Genomic DNA, 14250 nt, shown 5'->3' on the forward strand with positions numbered 1-14250 from the left:
CATAATCCGGGCATGGCCCCGTCCCTCCGCCCGTGGTTCCTGTACCTGCTCGAATGCCGCGATGGCAGCTATTACGCCGGCATCAGCACCGACGTGGATGCGCGTTTCGCCGCCCACCAGGCCGGCAAGGGCGCGCGCTACACCCGGGCCCGGCCACCGCTGCGCGTGCTGGCCGTGCGCGAATACCCGGACCGGGCCGCCGCCTCACGCGCCGAGTGGCAACTCAAGCAGCAGCCCCGCGAACGCAAGCTGGCCTGGCTGCAGGCGCCGGTCCTGTAGATCCACGCCACGCGTGGATGGGCTACCCGGCCCATGCGATGATCGCCCCGCGCCCAGAGCTGGAGACCCGGATGTCCACGATCGCCCTGCTGTTCGCTCTTTCCGCAGCAACGAGCCCCACCGCCGACCCGGCCACCATCGCGGCCATCGAAGCCACCTGCCACGACTACGTCGACGGCCAGCTGGAGGCCGACCCGCAGCGCGTCGCCCGTTCCCTGCACCCGGACCTGGCCAAGCGCGCGGTCCTCGGTGATACACCCGATGAGCGCCTTGGCCTGCGCCGGATGTCGAAGGAAGAACTGGTCTCGCTGACGAAGCAGGGCGCGCTGAAGACGCCGAAGGATCAATGGGATCGCCGCTGCACGGTGCTGGACGTGACCGGCAACGCGGCCTCGGTGCGGCTGGAAACCCCGTGGTTCGTCGACTACTTCCACATGGGGCGCTTCGACCAGCGCTGGGTCATCGTCAACGCGCTGTGGTACCCGAAACCGAAGGCACAGTGAGCGATGCGTGCCGCCGGCAAAGCATGGATCTCCGTCGTCGTGCTGGTCGCCGGCATCGCGCTGCTGCCTGGCCTGCTGTACCTGCTCGGGCTGGCATTGGCAGGCGGTCGGCCGACGCCGGCCGACCGTGCGCCCAGTGGTGTGGCTGCGTGTAGCAGCGAGCCACGGGCGGGATACCAGCCGATGAACCCCTGGCGCTTTACCGCCCAGTTCTTCGACAAGGACGCGATGAAGAAGGTGCCTGAAGTGGAGCGGGAGGCCTTCTGGATTGCCCGGCGCTACCTGTGGCGGCAACCGCAGCGCGGCATGCTGCGCTGGCATCTCAGCAGTACCGCACTGACGATCTGGATCACCCGGCATTGGAGTGCCGCGCAGATTGCCGACACCGCGAGGAAGGAGGACTTCTGCCGGACCTGGTCGAAACGGCGGGTGCCCGGTGGCCCGATGAGGAAGTAGAGCCACGCGGTGTGCGAATGGTCCTACTCTCCGCTACGCTGTGTCGTATACGGCACTAAAGTGAATTCGTAGCACGAAACCTCTCGTTTGCCGCTGAGCAACTTGTCTGGAAGTCGCGACTGCGAAAAATCACCTTATCCCAGACGCCCGGCTTGATTTCATCCCGGTCTGTGGCCAGGCACAGTGGGTGGAATAGTTGCCACGAAAGTTGAATTGCGGAAGGCTGATGCCATCAGACAGACAGCACACTCATGAGAAAGCAGATCAGATGCATTGTTTCGAGCGAATCTCCGGGTGTCAGCAGAACGCTCGATATCTTTGAAATTAACCGTATGTTGGACTGCTACCTGCAGACGAAGATCGAGCAGGTGAACGTTGCGGATCTGGGAGGTTGGCGATTGCAGATGTTCGTCGTCATCCGGAATACCGATTCCATTGGAGTTTTCAAACGCACGAGGCGATACCCCTCCGACATGGAGTTCTTGGTCAGTATTTCGATTCCGGTTCCCAGCATCAAGGTCGTGGGGTACGGCCTGCCCGACCATGCCATGTATGGACTAGGCTTCTTCCATCCCGTGAATGAAGCGAAGTCCCACGTCATCAATCCGCAGTTTGCAGACTACGCAGGGCTGCAGGAGTACTTCGTGGGTAGCGCTGAGCGTGCTATCGACATGGCATTTGATTTGGGCTTCAAGTGCAACGGGAAAGTGATTCGATACGTTGCTTGACGAGAGCGGCGGGAAGCACAGCAACCATTCCTGACTACGGCTTCTCAAAAATGCAGGGGGCTGATGCATGGATGAAGATGGGGGGTGTGCGGATGCTCATCCACGCATGGCGTGGATCTACTGCAAGGGGTCAGAGCCCTTTCCTGCGGAAAGGGATCCGACCCCGTTGCGTGCGGTCCTAGCGCCTCGGTCGCCGGTCTTCCTGATCATCACCGAAGATGATGCGCGCGCTGCGCTGGTAGCTCCAGTACGCGACTGCCCAGTTCAGCAGCACCACGATGCGGTTGCGGAAGCCGATCAGGAAGAACACGTGCGCGGCCAGCCAGAACCACCAGGCCAGCACGCCCGACAGCTGCAGCCGCCCCAGGTGCACGATCGCGGCCATGCGACCGATGGTGGCCAGGTTGCCGTAGTCGGCGTACTTGAACGGGCCGGGCTCGGGCTTGCCGTGCAGGCGTGCGCGGATCACCTCGGCCACGTATTTGCCCATCTGCTTGGCAGCGGGTGCCACGCCGGGTACCGGCTTGCCGTCGGCCTGGCTCAGTGCGGCCAGGTCACCGGCCACGAACAGCTCCGGGTGATCGGGCAGGGTCAGGTCCGGTTGCACCGGCACGCGGCCGGCGCGGTCCAGCGGCACGTCCAGCGTGCGCGCCAGCGGTGAAGCAGCCACGCCGGCGGCCCAGACCACGGTGCGGGCCGGTACGAACTGGTCACCGAGCGTGAAGCCCTGGCTGTCGATGTCGCTCACCGGGGTACCGGTCAGCACTTCCACGCCCAGCTTCTCCAGCTGGCGGCGCGCCTTCAGCGAAAGCACTTCCGGGAACGAGGACAGCACGCGCGGGCCGGCCTCGACCAGCCGCACCTTGGCGCTGGCCGGGTCGATGTGGCGGAATTCGTTGCGCAACGTATGCCGCGCGATCTCGGCCAGGGTGCCGGCCAGTTCAACACCGGTGGGACCGCCACCGACCACCGCGAAGCTCAGCCATGCGGCCTTCTTCGCCGGGTCCGGTTCCGCCTCGGCGCGCTCGAACGCCAGCAGCAGCTTGCGGCGCAGCGCGATCGCATCGTCCAGCGTCTTCAGGCCGGGCGCATCATCGGCCCACTGATCGTTGCCGAAGTAGGCGTGGGTGGCGCCGGTGGCCAGCAGCAGGCTGTCGTAGTCCAGCGTGCTGCCATCGGCCATGCGGATCTGCCGCGCCTGCTTGTCGATGGCCACCACTTCGCCGAGGCGGACTTCCACATTGCGCTGGTGGCCGAGGATGTGGCGCAGCGGTGCGGCGATATCCGGCGCGGACAGGCCGGCGGTGGCCACCTGGTACAACAGCGGCTGGAACAGGTGATGGTTGCGGCGATCGACCAGGGTGATGCGTATGCGCTCGCGGGCCAGGGCACGGGTGGCCCAGAGACCGGCAAAACCGCCGCCGACAACGACCAGGTGGGGAACGCGTTCGCGACTCATCGACTCACTCCAGTGGGGGCATCGGGGGAAGCGCCTGGCATCTTCGCACGGCGGCCACCTGTCACGTCAGCGCCGGCCCGGATCGGCGATACTCGGGTTCAGGCAACGGCCCGTGAGGAGCCCATGAGCGAACCGGAAAAGCGCATCGCCCTGTTGATCGACGCCGACAATGCGCCGGCCTCGAAGATCGACGAGGTCCTGGCGGAAGTCGCCCGCTACGGCGTGGCCAACGTGCGCCGTGCCTACGGCAACTGGAAGAGCCCGCGACTGAAGGGGTGGGAAGCGGTGCTGCATGAGTATGCGATCCGCCCGATCCAGCAGTTCGCCTACAGCAAGGGCAAGAACGCTTCGGACATGGCGATGGTGATCGATGCCATGGACCTGCTGTACGCGCGCAACCTTGATGGCTTCGCCATCGTCTCCAGCGATGCGGACTTCACCCCGATGGTGATGCGCCTTCTGACCGATGGCGTGAAGGTATATGGCTTCGGCGAGAAGAAGACGCCCGAGCCATTCGTCAATGCGTGCTCGAAGTTCACCTACCTGGAGGCACTGGGCCAGACCCATGCCAGCGTGCCGGATGCCGAACAGGCTTCCAGCGAGCAGGCCTCGAACGAGCCGGTGACCAACGACGATGCGCGTCCGCGCAAGAGCGGTGCGGAAATGCGCAGTGACACCCGGCTGGTGAAGATGCTGCGCCGTGCGGTGTCCGCGGCCGAGGGTGAGGATGGCTGGTCGCACCTCGGACCGGTCGGCAGCCAGATCGGCAACCAGGCCTCGTTCGATCCGCGCAACTATGGCTACGGCAAGCTCAGCGATCTGCTGGCGGCGATCGGCCTGTTCGAACTGAAGAAGGATGGCAAGTCGTCCTACGTGCGCGCGCTGCCAAAAAAGAACAGGTAGTGCCGGCAAAAGAACCGGTAGTGCCGGCCGCTGGCCGGCATGCTACAGACGCAAGATCCCGCATCCGGCACGCACACACCCGTAACGATCAGGCGTATCGTTGCCGCTCGCATTGCCAGCAAAGGAAACCCGCATGTTGAAGATCTGGGGCCGCCGCAATTCCAGCAACGTCCGCAAGGTGCTGTGGTGTGCCGAGGAAATCGGCCTGCCGTACGAATCCATCGAGGTCGGTGGCAGCCACGGCGGCACGCAGACGCCGGAGTACCAGGCGATGAATCCCAACGGCCTGGTGCCGGTGATCGAAGACCACGGCCTGCCGCTGTGGGAATCGAACGCCATCGTGCGCTACCTGAGCGCCCGCTACGCGCTGGGCACCCTGTACGCCGAGGACCCGATGGAACGCGCCCAGGCCGAGAAGTGGATGGACTGGAGCACTTCGCGGATGGCGCCGCTGTACAGCGACCTGGTCTGGGGCATCATGCGCACCGCGCCGGCCGATCGCGATGAAGCGCGGATCAATGCCGCCATCGTGCGCGCCGGTGACTACCTGGCGATGGCCGACGCCACCCTGGCCAGGCAGCCGTGGCTGTCGGGCGAGAAGTTCGCGATGGGCGACATCCCGCTGGGCTCGCTGGTCTATGCCTGGTTCGAACTGCCGATCCAGCGACCGGAGCTTACGCACCTGGCGGATTGGTATGCGCGCCTGCGCGAGCGGCCGGCCTACCAGCGCGGCGTGATGTCGCCCCTGACGTAAGCGAAGGCGTCCGGGGTCAGAGCCCTTTTCTGCGAAAAGGGATCCGACCCCAGGGCATCGGGGTCGGATCCCCCCCGACGGGTGGGCTCTGACCCCTCAATACAGGTCCGTTGGATCCACATCCAGCGACCAGCGCACCTTGCGTGCTTCCGGCAGCGCATAAAGCTGCGGCACCAGCTGCGCGAGCACGCCATGCAAGGGTGGCCGCTGCGGCGCCGACAGCAGCAGCTGTGTGCGCTGGTAGCCCGCGCGCCGCGGCATCGGCGCCGGCATCGGGCCGTACGCCTCCACCACGTTCTGCTCGCCCAGCAGCTGCCGCGCAGCCAGCAGGAACGCATTGGCGTGCTCGACCTGCTGCGCTTCGGCGCGCATCAGCGCCAGGTGCGCGAATGGCGGGAATCCTGCGGCTTGCCGCTGGTTCAACTCGGCCTGCGCGAACGGGTGGTAGCCACCGCTCACCAGGGTTTCCAGCAGCGGGTGACCCGGGTGATGGGTCTGCAGCCAGACCTCGCCGGGGTCACGTGCGCGCCCGGCGCGACCGGCCACCTGGATCAGCTGCTGCGCGAGTTTCTCACTGGCGCGGAAGTCAGCGGAGAACAGGCCTTCGTCGATGCCCACCACCACCACCAGGGTCAGCTTCGGCAGGTCGTGGCCCTTGGCCAGGATCTGCGTGCCGACCAGGATGCCGGGCTGGTCGCCCAGTTTCGCCAGCTGCTGTTCCAGCGCATCGCGGCGTGAGGTGGTGCCACGGTCGATGCGCACCACCGGGAAATCGGCGAAGGCGGCGGTGAGGTGTTCTTCCAGGCGTTCGGTGCCGATGCCCTGCGGCTGCAGCGCCAGGCTGCCGCAGGCCGGGCATGCCAACGGCGCCGGTTGGCGCGCGCCACAGTGGTGGCACTGCAGGCGTCGGCCGCCGCCATGTACGGTCATCGGCGCATCGCAGCGCTGGCACGGCGCGGTCCAGCCGCAGTCGTGGCACAGCAGCACCGGTGCGTAGCCGCGGCGGTTCTTGAACACCAGCGCCTGCTGGCCACGCTGCAGGTGTTCGCCGATGCCGGCCAGCACATCGGCCGAGAGGCCATCGTGCAGCGGCCGCTTGCGTACATCGAGGATGCGCACGCGGGGTGGCCGCGCATCGCCGGCGCGCTGCTTCAGGCGCAAGTGCGTGTAGCGCCCGGCGTAGGCGTTGTGCAGCGTTTCCAGCGAAGGGGTGGCGCTGCCGAGCAGTACCGGAATGCCCAGTGCCTTGGCCCGGACCAGGGCGAAATCGCGCGCGTGGTAACGGATGCCGTCCTGCTGCTTGTAGCTGCCGTCGTGTTCCTCGTCGACGATCAGCAGGCCAGCCTGCGGCAATGGCGTGAACACCGCCGAGCGAGTGCCGACGATGACCCGTGCTTCGCCACGCGAGGCGGCCGCCCAGACGCGCGCGCGCTCGTTGTCGTTCAACCCCGAATGCAAGGCGTGCACGGCGATGCCCAGGCGGCCGCGGAAACGTGCCAGGGTCTGCGGGGTCAGGCCGATTTCCGGCACCAGCACCAGCGCCTGCCTGCCCTGCGCCAGGCAATGGATGATCGCCTGCAGGTAGACCTCGGTCTTGCCGCTGCCGGTCACGCCGTCCAGCAGGAACGGCTGGAAGCCGTCGGCAGCGTTGATCGCAGCCACCGCCCCGGCCTGGTCCGGGTTGAGCGTGGGGCCGGGCAGCGGCTGCGCATGCTGCGGTGCCACCGTCATCGCCACGCGCTCGGCCAGCGCGCGCTTGGCCAGGCTGCGTGCAGCGGTGCGCCAGTCGGCCATGCGTTCGCCGAGCACGTCCTCGTCCACGATCGCCCCGGCCAGCAGCTCGGCCAGCTGCCGCGGACGGCTGCCGGCGCGCAGCTTTTCGCGCTGGGCGTGGCCTTCGGTGGTCAGCTGCCAACCCCAGTGGTGGGTGTCGGGCAGGGCCTCGCCATGGCGCAGCGGGCCGGGCAGGGCGGTGCTCAGCACCTCGCCCAGTGGCGCATGGGTGTAGCGCGCCAGCCACTGCAGGCTCTGCCAGAGTTCGCCCTGCAGCAGCGGCTGCCGGTCGCACCAGGCCAGCGCCTGGCGCAGTCCCTGGCCGTCGCCGGTCTGGCCGTAGCCGGCTACCACGCCGACCAGCTCGCGGTTGCCGAACGGCACCTTCAGGCGGCAGCCGACCGCGGCCGTGGGGCCATCGCCCTCCGGCGACAGGTAGTCGAACAGGCGGGGCAGGGGGACGGGCAGGGCGACCTGCAGGGTCGGAATGGGCGAAAGCATCGGGCCAGTGTAACGGGCCATGCGCGCGCGAATGGCAGGGGGCAGACGTGCCCGGGCGACGACCGTTGAATCATAAATGTCACCTAAATATCGGTGTCCATTGGAGATTCAGGCTTATCCACATGTTCTGTGGATAACGTTGTGCGTTACCGGTCGACGGCAACCCAGGAGGCCGATGGCGACGAGCTCACGCTTGGGTTGGTCAAAAAATCGCCACACTTAAAAGGCATTCAAAATCAACAACTTGAGTGTGAAACATTGCTGAAACAGAGTGAATTCAGCTGCATGCCGCAATTTCCCGCGCGGGGAGCGTGGTGCTGTGCACAACCTGCAGCACGAAGTGGCTGTGGGCGCAAGTCCTACGGGTGCCGATGGGCTGCCGCTATCATGCCGGCAGACCTCTGGAGTGACCGATGACGGCTGTGCCCGCCCCTGTTTCCTCGACCGCGGCCGGCGCGCTGTCGGCGTTCCTGCGTGGCGTCGAACGCCGCGCCCTGGTGGTGGCTGAACTGCAGTGCGGCGATGCCGCGCGTGCCGAGCAGACCCTGGTGGCAGTGATGCGCGCGTTTGCGGCGGTCGCCAGCGACCTGCCGATGGCGCAATGGCCGACCCGTTTCTGGACCCTGCTGGGCCAGCGCCAGGCGCTGCGCGAGCCGGCGGGCGGGCAGTGGGCGCCGTCGTTGGCCGCGTTGGGCGCGATGCCGCCACTTCCACGACTGGCGCTGCTGCTGCGGGTGGGCGGCAGCCTGGACGAGGGCATCGCCATGCGCGTGCTCGACCAGGACGAGGCCGGCTACCAGCACCTGCTGGCCGATGCCTGCCCGCGTGACGCCCAGGGCCGGCCCGATGCCGTGGCCTGGCGCCAGTTGGCCGAGCAGGTACAGGCGCGTGTCCGTGACCTGCCGGCCGCGCGCCTGCAGCAACTGCAGCAGCCGGCCGCACCCACCACCCACAATGAAGCACCGGCCTCCAGCTGGCGCGCACCGCAGCGGGACGAGCGTGCGGCCGCCAACGCCAAGCGCCGTCGGGCGAGTGCCAAGCCGCGCTGGCGCGGTCCGCTGATCCTGTTGGCGACCGTGGCGGTGCTGCTGGCCGCGGCGCTGGGTTGGCGCTACCTGCAGGGACATTCGTTCGGCAGCGATGCACCCTTGCCGGAGGGCGTGGTGGGCGAAGCCGGTCCGGTGACCGTGGAAGCCCTGCCACCGAGCAAGGTCGACGCCACACCGGACGCGGGCCAGGCGCAAGCCAATGATGACGCAGCGATGCTGGCAGACCGCGACTACCCGCTGGTCGCCGATGCCGACCTGTACGCGTGGACTGCCGCGGGCGGCCCGCTGCCGGTGGATGAATCGCAAGCCAAGCCGAGCCGGCCGGAGCCGGCCAGTGCCACGCTGGAAACGGCTGCCGCCGATGAATAAGTCCGTGCTCGCCAGCCTGCTGCTGGCCCTGCCGCTGTCGCTGTCCGCCGCACCGCAGCCGTTGAGCGTGCCGTTGCCGCCACCAGTTCCGGGCAGTTCGCCGGCCACGCCGGCGTCGGCCGCTGCAACAGCACCTGCGGAATTCGCCCAGCTGGATACGCAGCAGCAGCGACAGCGCCGTGCCGACTACGCCGCCTGGCGCGCATTGCCGGAAGCAGAGCGCGAGCGCATCCGTCAGGCGGCTGCGCGCTTCAATTCGCTGCCGGCCGATCAACAGCAGCGCATGCGGCAGCAATTCCAGGCGCAGGATCAGGCGTTCCGCGACGGATGGCGGCTGGGCCCGCAGCTGGGCCTGGAATTCCCCAAGCTGCACGGACTGTTCGGATTCGTGCCACCGGAGCAACGCGAGACCGCGCTGGCCGTGCTGCGCCAGCTCAACCCGGCGCAGCTGGCCCAGCTGGCCCTGGTCGCGCAGCGCACGCCGCCGCAGGAACGCGACACGGTGCGCAGCGCCTTCCTCGCCGTGCCCGCCGCCGAGCGCGACAGCTGGCTGAAGCGCCAGGCCGGCCAGTAGAAAAGGGGACGGAGGGGATTAAGTCGCATCCGGCACTAACGGGCCTGAAACGACTTAATCCCCTCCGTCCCCTTTTTTGTGTGGGGCGGCTGAAACCCAGCATTCACGCCATGTCATGGGAATGCAGGCGCCGCCCGCGTAAGATGGGCGCCCGCAACCCGGTGCCTGTGCCCTTCGCGCGCAACCGCAGTTCGCGTCAAGCACCTTATGTCTACTGCAACCTCCACGCCGCGCTTCAGCAAGGAAGTCGGCGCCACCGGTCTGCTTGCCCTGCCGCTCGTGCTGGGCCATGTGTCCACCGGTCTGATCTCCTTCGTCGACAACGTGATTGCCGGCCACCACGCTACGGCGACCCTTGCCGCAGTCACCATCGGTACGGCGCTGTTGTGGCTGCCGATGCTGATTCCGATCGGCACCCTGATCTCGCTCACCGCCTCGGTGTCGCAGCTGCATGGCGCCGGCCGCGAGCGCGAGATCGGCCCGCTGTTCCGCCAGGCACTGTGGCTGGCGCTGGGGCTGGGGCTGATCATGTTCACCTTCCTCACCGTGGTGCCGCCGCTGCTGCCGGCCTTCGGCATCGCGCCGGACATCGTGCCGGGGGCGACCGCGTTCCTGCATGCGGTGCGCTGGGGTGGCCCGGCGCTGACCCTGTACTTCTGCATGCGTTATCTCAGCGAGGGCATGCACTGGACGCTGCCGACCATGCTGCTCGGCTTCGGTGGCCTGCTGGTGCTGGCACCGATGGGCTACGTGCTGGCCAATGGCAAGCTCGGCTTCCCGGAGTTGGGGGCCGAGGGCCTGGGCATCGCTTCGGCGGTGATGATGTGGCTGCAGGCAACCGCATTCGCCCTGTATCTGTGGCGGACCAAGCGCTTCGCCCATCTGCAGCTGTTCTCGCACTTCGAGGGACCGCGCTGGAAGGCGATCTGGGAGCTGCTGCGCACCGGCCTGCCGATCGGCATCACCGTGCTGATGGAAGGCGGCCTGTTCATCGTCACTGCCTTGCTGATCGGCCGCCTGGGTGCCAATGAAGCGGCGGCACACCAGATCGCGATCAACGTCGCGCAGCTGTGCTTCATGATCCCGATGGGCGTGGCCGAGGCCACCACCGTGCGCGTCGGCCATGCGGTCGGCCGTGGTGACGGCTTCGGCGTGCGGCGTGCGGCCTGGGCCGGCTACGCGATCATCATGGGCACGCAGACGTTGTCAGCGGCGGTGCTGCTGTTCGGCCACGATGCCATCGTCGGTGTGTACACCAACGACCTGGCAGTGGCCGGCCTGGCCTCGACCCTGCTGCTGTACGCGGCCACCTTCCAGTTCCCGGACGGCATCCAGGTGCTGTCGGCGGGTGCGCTGCGCGGCCTCAAGGACACCCGCGTGCCGATGTTCATCGCCATGTTCGCGTACTGGGGCCTGGGCATGCCGCTCGGCGCCGGGCTCGGCCTGGGGCTGGGCATGGGCCCGCAGGGCATGTGGATCGGCCTGATCGTCGGCCTGACCGCCGCTGCCATCCTGATGGGCTGGCGCCTGCGCCGCAGCAGCCAGCGCATCGGGCAGTCCGCGCTGTCCTGATCTTCCTGCCCGCCACGTTCACCCGTGACGGGCGATCCCCTGACTTGTGTCCGATGCTGCATCACGCGGCACCGGCTATGCTGGTACCACGGCAAGAAGCCATCCGGAGCGTTCCATGAATCAACCCGTGCCCCCGCTGCCCCCGGCGCGTCGCAACCCCGTCGCCAGTTTCTTCATCGGGCTGTGGGACGTCATGAACTTCACCCGCCGGTTGATCCTCAACCTGGTGTTCTTCGGCCTGCTGTTCCTGCTGCTGGTGATGTTCGTCATCGCCGCCGGCATGGGCGCCGGTGCCAGCAAGTCACTACAGGACCGCACCACCCTGGTGATCGCGCCGGAGGGCCGCCTGGTCGAGCAGTTCAGTGCCGATCCGGTCAGCCGCGCACTGGCCAAGGCAGTGGGTGACAACGGTGCCGAAGAGATCCAGCTGCGCGATCTGCTGCGGGTGATCGAGTCGGCCAAGGACGACAAGAAGATCGAGCGCGTGGTGCTGGAGCTGGACAAGCTGCAGCCGTCCGGCTTCGCTTCGCTGCGCGAAGTGGCCGCCGCGCTGCAGGATCTGCGTGCCTCCGGCAAGCAGCTGGTGGCCTACAGCGAGAGCATGGGCCAGTCGCAGTACCTGCTGGCCGCGCAGGCCGACGAGGTCTACCTGGACCCGATGGGTTCGGTCGTGCTCGAAGGCCTCGGCCGCTACCGCCAGTACTTCCGCACCGGCCTGCAGGACAAGCTGGGCGTGGACGTGCACCTGTTCAAGGTGGGCGAGTACAAGTCCGCGGCCGAACCGTACGTGCTCGACGCCGCGTCGCCGGCCTCCAAGGAAGCCGACCTGTTCTGGATGAACGATGTGTGGCAGCGCTATCTGGGCGACATCGCCAAGGCGCGCCGCCTGGATCCGGCGCAGCTGGCTGCCGGCATCGACACGTTGCCGGAAGGCATTGCCGCCGCCGGTGGCGACCTGGCCAAGTTCGCGCTGCAGCAGAAGCTGGTGACCGCGCTGAAGACCCGCGAGGAATTCGAGGATCTGATGATCGAGCGCGGCGTGGCCGACGAAGACGCCGACGGTGGTTTCCGCAACGTCGACTTCGGGCGTTACCTGGCCCTGCTCGACGCCCGCCGCAACCCGGTGGACTCGCGTCCGCAGGTGGCCGTGGTGGTGGCTGCCGGCGAGATCAGCGGTGGCGACCTGCCGGCCGGCCGCATCGGCGGCGAGTCGACCTCAGCGCTGTTGCGCGCCGCGCGCGACGACGACAACGTGAAGGCCGTGGTGCTGCGCGTCGATTCGCCGGGCGGTGAGGTGTTCGCCTCCGAGCAGATCCGCCGTGAAGTGGTGGCGCTGCAGGCCGCCGGCAAACCGGTGGTGGTGTCAATGGGCGACCTGGCTGCCTCCGGTGGCTACTGGATCAGCATGAATGCCGATCGCATCTACGCCGATCCGTCGACCATCACCGGTTCGATCGGCATCTTCGGCATGGTGCCGAACTTCAGCCGCGCGCTGGACAAGATCGGCGTGCACACCGATGGTGTCGGCACCACCCGTTTCGCCGGTGCATTCGATGTCACCCGCCCGATGGATCCGGCCGTGGGCCAGGTCATCCAGTCGGTGATCAACAAGGGCTACGCCGACTTCACCGGCCGCGTCGCCGACGCCCGCAAGAAGCCGGTCGAGGCGGTGGACGAGGTGGCTCGCGGCCGCGTGTGGAGCGGTGCGCAGGCCAAGGAACGGGGCCTGGTCGATGCCTTCGGTGGCCTGAAGGATGCCGTGGCCGACGCTGCCAGCCGTGCCAAGCTGGGCAAGGCCGACGCTTATCGCGTGCGCTACATCGAGAAGGCGGCCACGCCGTTCGCACAGTTCGTCAGCGGTTTCGCCGGCAGCCGCGCCGGTGCCTGGATGCTGTCCGATTCGGGCATGGCGCGGATGATGCTGGCACGCACGATGCCGGAAGTGGACACGCAGCTGCGCTTCGTCGAGAACGCGGCCCGCGAGAAGGGCAATGGCGCACCGGTGAAGGCGCTTGCTTACTGCTTCTGCGGGTTCTGACGGAAGCCATCCACGCAGGGCGTGGAACTACTGGACAGCGAAACGCCCGGCCTTGGCCGGGCGTTCTCGTTCATGGGGTCGGATCCCTTGGCTTCGCAAAGGGCTCTGACCCCATAGGCCACTCGTCATTGCGCCGCGTCGGCCTCGGCCTTGCGCTCGCGTGCGGCGGCTTCATCCACGGCCTTCTGCGCGCCCTTGGCGCGGTCCAGCGGCTCCTGCATCGCACGCGACATCGCTTTGGGCACCGGTGGCTTCTCCGGGTTCGGCGTCGGCGGACGCTGGCAGGCCACCAGCAGCACGATGGCCAGCAGGGACAACGACAGGATCAGGATGCGCATGGCGGTACTCCGCGGTGGGCGTTCGCGCAGTGTCGCATCTCCGGCAACGCCCTGCCGTGAGCGCGTATCCTTGCGGCATCGAAACACAGCGGGCGCGGCCCCGGAGGACACATGACCCAGCAACGGTGGCGCCTGGACGGCCAGACTGCCCTGATTACGGGCGCCAGCGCCGGCATCGGCCTGGCCATCGCGCACGAACTGGCCGGCCTCGGTGCCGACCTGATGATCGTGGGCCGTGACATCGATATGCTGGAGACGGCGCGCGACGAACTGCTGGACGTGTATCCGCAGCACCAGGTGCACGCGCTGGCTGCCGATGTCTCCGATGACGAGGACCGCCGGCAGATCCTGGACTGGGTGGAAGACCACAGCGATGGCCTGCACATCCTGGTCAACAACGCCGGTGGCAACGTCACCAAGGCGGCCACGGAGTATTCCGAGGACGAATGGCGCAAGATCTTCGAGACCAACCTGTTCTCGGCCTTCGAGCTGTCGCGCTACGCGCATCCGCTGCTGGCGCGGCATGCGTCGTCGTCCATCGTCAACGTCGGCAGCGTGTCCGGCCTGACCCACGTGCGCAGTGGCGTGGTCTATGGCATGACCAAGGCCGCGATGCACCAGATGACGCGCAACCTGGCCGTCGAGTGGGCGGAGGATGGCATCCGGGTCAACGCGGTGGCGCCCTGGTACATCCGCACGCGGCGCACGTCCGGTCCGTTGTCGGACCCGGACTACTACGAGGAAGTCATCAATCGCACGCCGATGCGTCGCATCGGCGAGCCGGAGGAAGTGGCTGCCGCGGTAGGCTTCCTGTGCCTGCCGGCGGCCAGCTATGTCACCGGCGAGTGCATCGCAGTGGATGGTGGTTTCCTGCGCTACGGCTTCTGATCATGCGGTGGTAGTGCCGGCCGCTGGCCGGCAACTGCAATCACCTGAAGATCCCGTGGTTGCCGG

General features: G+C 67.4%; 14 protein-coding genes. 11 read left to right on the top strand and 3 right to left on the bottom strand.

The window, feature by feature from the left end; translation table 11 throughout:
• Window positions 1–12 precede the first annotated feature (12 nt).
• The 4 genes from ACM0PK_RS11095 (at window position 13) to imm9 (ending at window position 1966) form a co-directional block, all read left to right on the top strand.
• The gene (locus tag ACM0PK_RS11095) at window positions 13–279 is read left to right on the top strand and encodes a GIY-YIG nuclease family protein (protein ID WP_005419660.1); all 267 of its coding nucleotides are present in this window, start codon (window positions 13–15) and stop codon (window positions 277–279) included.
• Between the two features lie 71 nt (window positions 280–350).
• Window positions 351–782 (top strand): nuclear transport factor 2 family protein, encoded by a 432-nt coding sequence (locus ACM0PK_RS11100; RefSeq protein ID WP_414607613.1) that lies wholly within the window; start codon window positions 351–353, stop codon window positions 780–782.
• A gap of 3 nt (window positions 783–785) precedes the next feature.
• Window positions 786–1238: a hypothetical protein gene (locus ACM0PK_RS11105; RefSeq protein ID WP_414607614.1), complete on the top strand. Its 453-nt coding sequence runs from the start codon at window positions 786–788 to the stop codon at window positions 1236–1238.
• Window positions 1239–1489: 251 nt separating this feature from the next.
• Window positions 1490–1966 (top strand): Imm9 family immunity protein, encoded by a 477-nt coding sequence (gene imm9, locus ACM0PK_RS11110; protein ID WP_414607615.1) that lies wholly within the window; start codon window positions 1490–1492, stop codon window positions 1964–1966.
• A 178-nt stretch (window positions 1967–2144) separates the two neighbouring features.
• On the opposite strand, the gene ACM0PK_RS11115 is transcribed toward imm9, so the two are convergent.
• Window positions 2145–3425, bottom strand: coding sequence for an NAD(P)/FAD-dependent oxidoreductase (locus tag ACM0PK_RS11115; RefSeq protein WP_012481378.1), 1281 nt, complete (start codon window positions 3423–3425; stop codon window positions 2145–2147).
• 123 nt (window positions 3426–3548) lie between these two features.
• On the opposite strand from ACM0PK_RS11115, the gene ACM0PK_RS11120 reads away from it, so the two are divergent.
• Window positions 3549–4328, top strand: coding sequence for an NYN domain-containing protein (locus ACM0PK_RS11120; protein WP_005419652.1), 780 nt, complete (start codon window positions 3549–3551; stop codon window positions 4326–4328).
• 133 nt (window positions 4329–4461) lie between these two features.
• Entirely contained in the window at window positions 4462–5082 is a 621-nt protein-coding gene (locus tag ACM0PK_RS11125) for a glutathione S-transferase family protein (protein WP_111200430.1), read from the top strand.
• A gap of 96 nt (window positions 5083–5178) precedes the next feature.
• Here ACM0PK_RS11125 and ACM0PK_RS11130 read toward each other — a convergent pair whose 3' ends face one another.
• Window positions 5179–7356: a primosomal protein N' gene (locus ACM0PK_RS11130; protein ID WP_414607616.1), complete on the bottom strand. Its 2178-nt coding sequence runs from the start codon at window positions 7354–7356 to the stop codon at window positions 5179–5181.
• A gap of 413 nt (window positions 7357–7769) precedes the next feature.
• Between ACM0PK_RS11130 and ACM0PK_RS11135 the strand changes: the two genes are divergently transcribed.
• The 4 genes from ACM0PK_RS11135 to sppA all read left to right on the top strand — a co-directional run bounded on the left by ACM0PK_RS11135 (window position 7770) and on the right by sppA (window position 12958).
• Window positions 7770–8774, top strand: coding sequence for a hypothetical protein (locus tag ACM0PK_RS11135; RefSeq protein ID WP_088496608.1), 1005 nt, complete (start codon window positions 7770–7772; stop codon window positions 8772–8774).
• A complete protein-coding gene (locus tag ACM0PK_RS11140) occupies window positions 8767–9348 on the top strand; it encodes a DUF3106 domain-containing protein (RefSeq protein WP_072167263.1) in 582 nt (193 codons plus the stop codon). Before ACM0PK_RS11135 ends, ACM0PK_RS11140 begins: the two co-directional genes overlap by 8 nt.
• 207 nt (window positions 9349–9555) lie before the next feature.
• A complete protein-coding gene (locus ACM0PK_RS11145) occupies window positions 9556–10920 on the top strand; it encodes an MATE family efflux transporter (protein ID WP_005419642.1) in 1365 nt (454 codons plus the stop codon).
• 115 nt (window positions 10921–11035) lie between these two features.
• Window positions 11036–12958: a signal peptide peptidase SppA gene (sppA, locus tag ACM0PK_RS11150; protein WP_061478137.1), complete on the top strand. Its 1923-nt coding sequence runs from the start codon at window positions 11036–11038 to the stop codon at window positions 12956–12958.
• A gap of 125 nt (window positions 12959–13083) precedes the next feature.
• On the opposite strand, the gene ACM0PK_RS11155 is transcribed toward sppA, so the two are convergent.
• Entirely contained in the window at window positions 13084–13296 is a 213-nt protein-coding gene (locus ACM0PK_RS11155; protein ID WP_049411884.1) for a hypothetical protein, read from the bottom strand.
• Window positions 13297–13407: 111 nt separating this feature from the next.
• On the opposite strand from ACM0PK_RS11155, the gene ACM0PK_RS11160 reads away from it, so the two are divergent.
• On the top strand, window positions 13408–14184 hold the full coding sequence (locus tag ACM0PK_RS11160) for an SDR family oxidoreductase (RefSeq protein WP_014038643.1): 777 nt from the start codon (window positions 13408–13410) through the stop codon (window positions 14182–14184).
• Window positions 14185–14250: the final 66 nt, after the last annotated feature.

Origin of the sequence: Stenotrophomonas sp. FR010 (assembly GCF_047520755.2) — a bacterium.
GTDB lineage: Bacteria > Pseudomonadota > Gammaproteobacteria > Xanthomonadales > Xanthomonadaceae > Stenotrophomonas > Stenotrophomonas sepilia.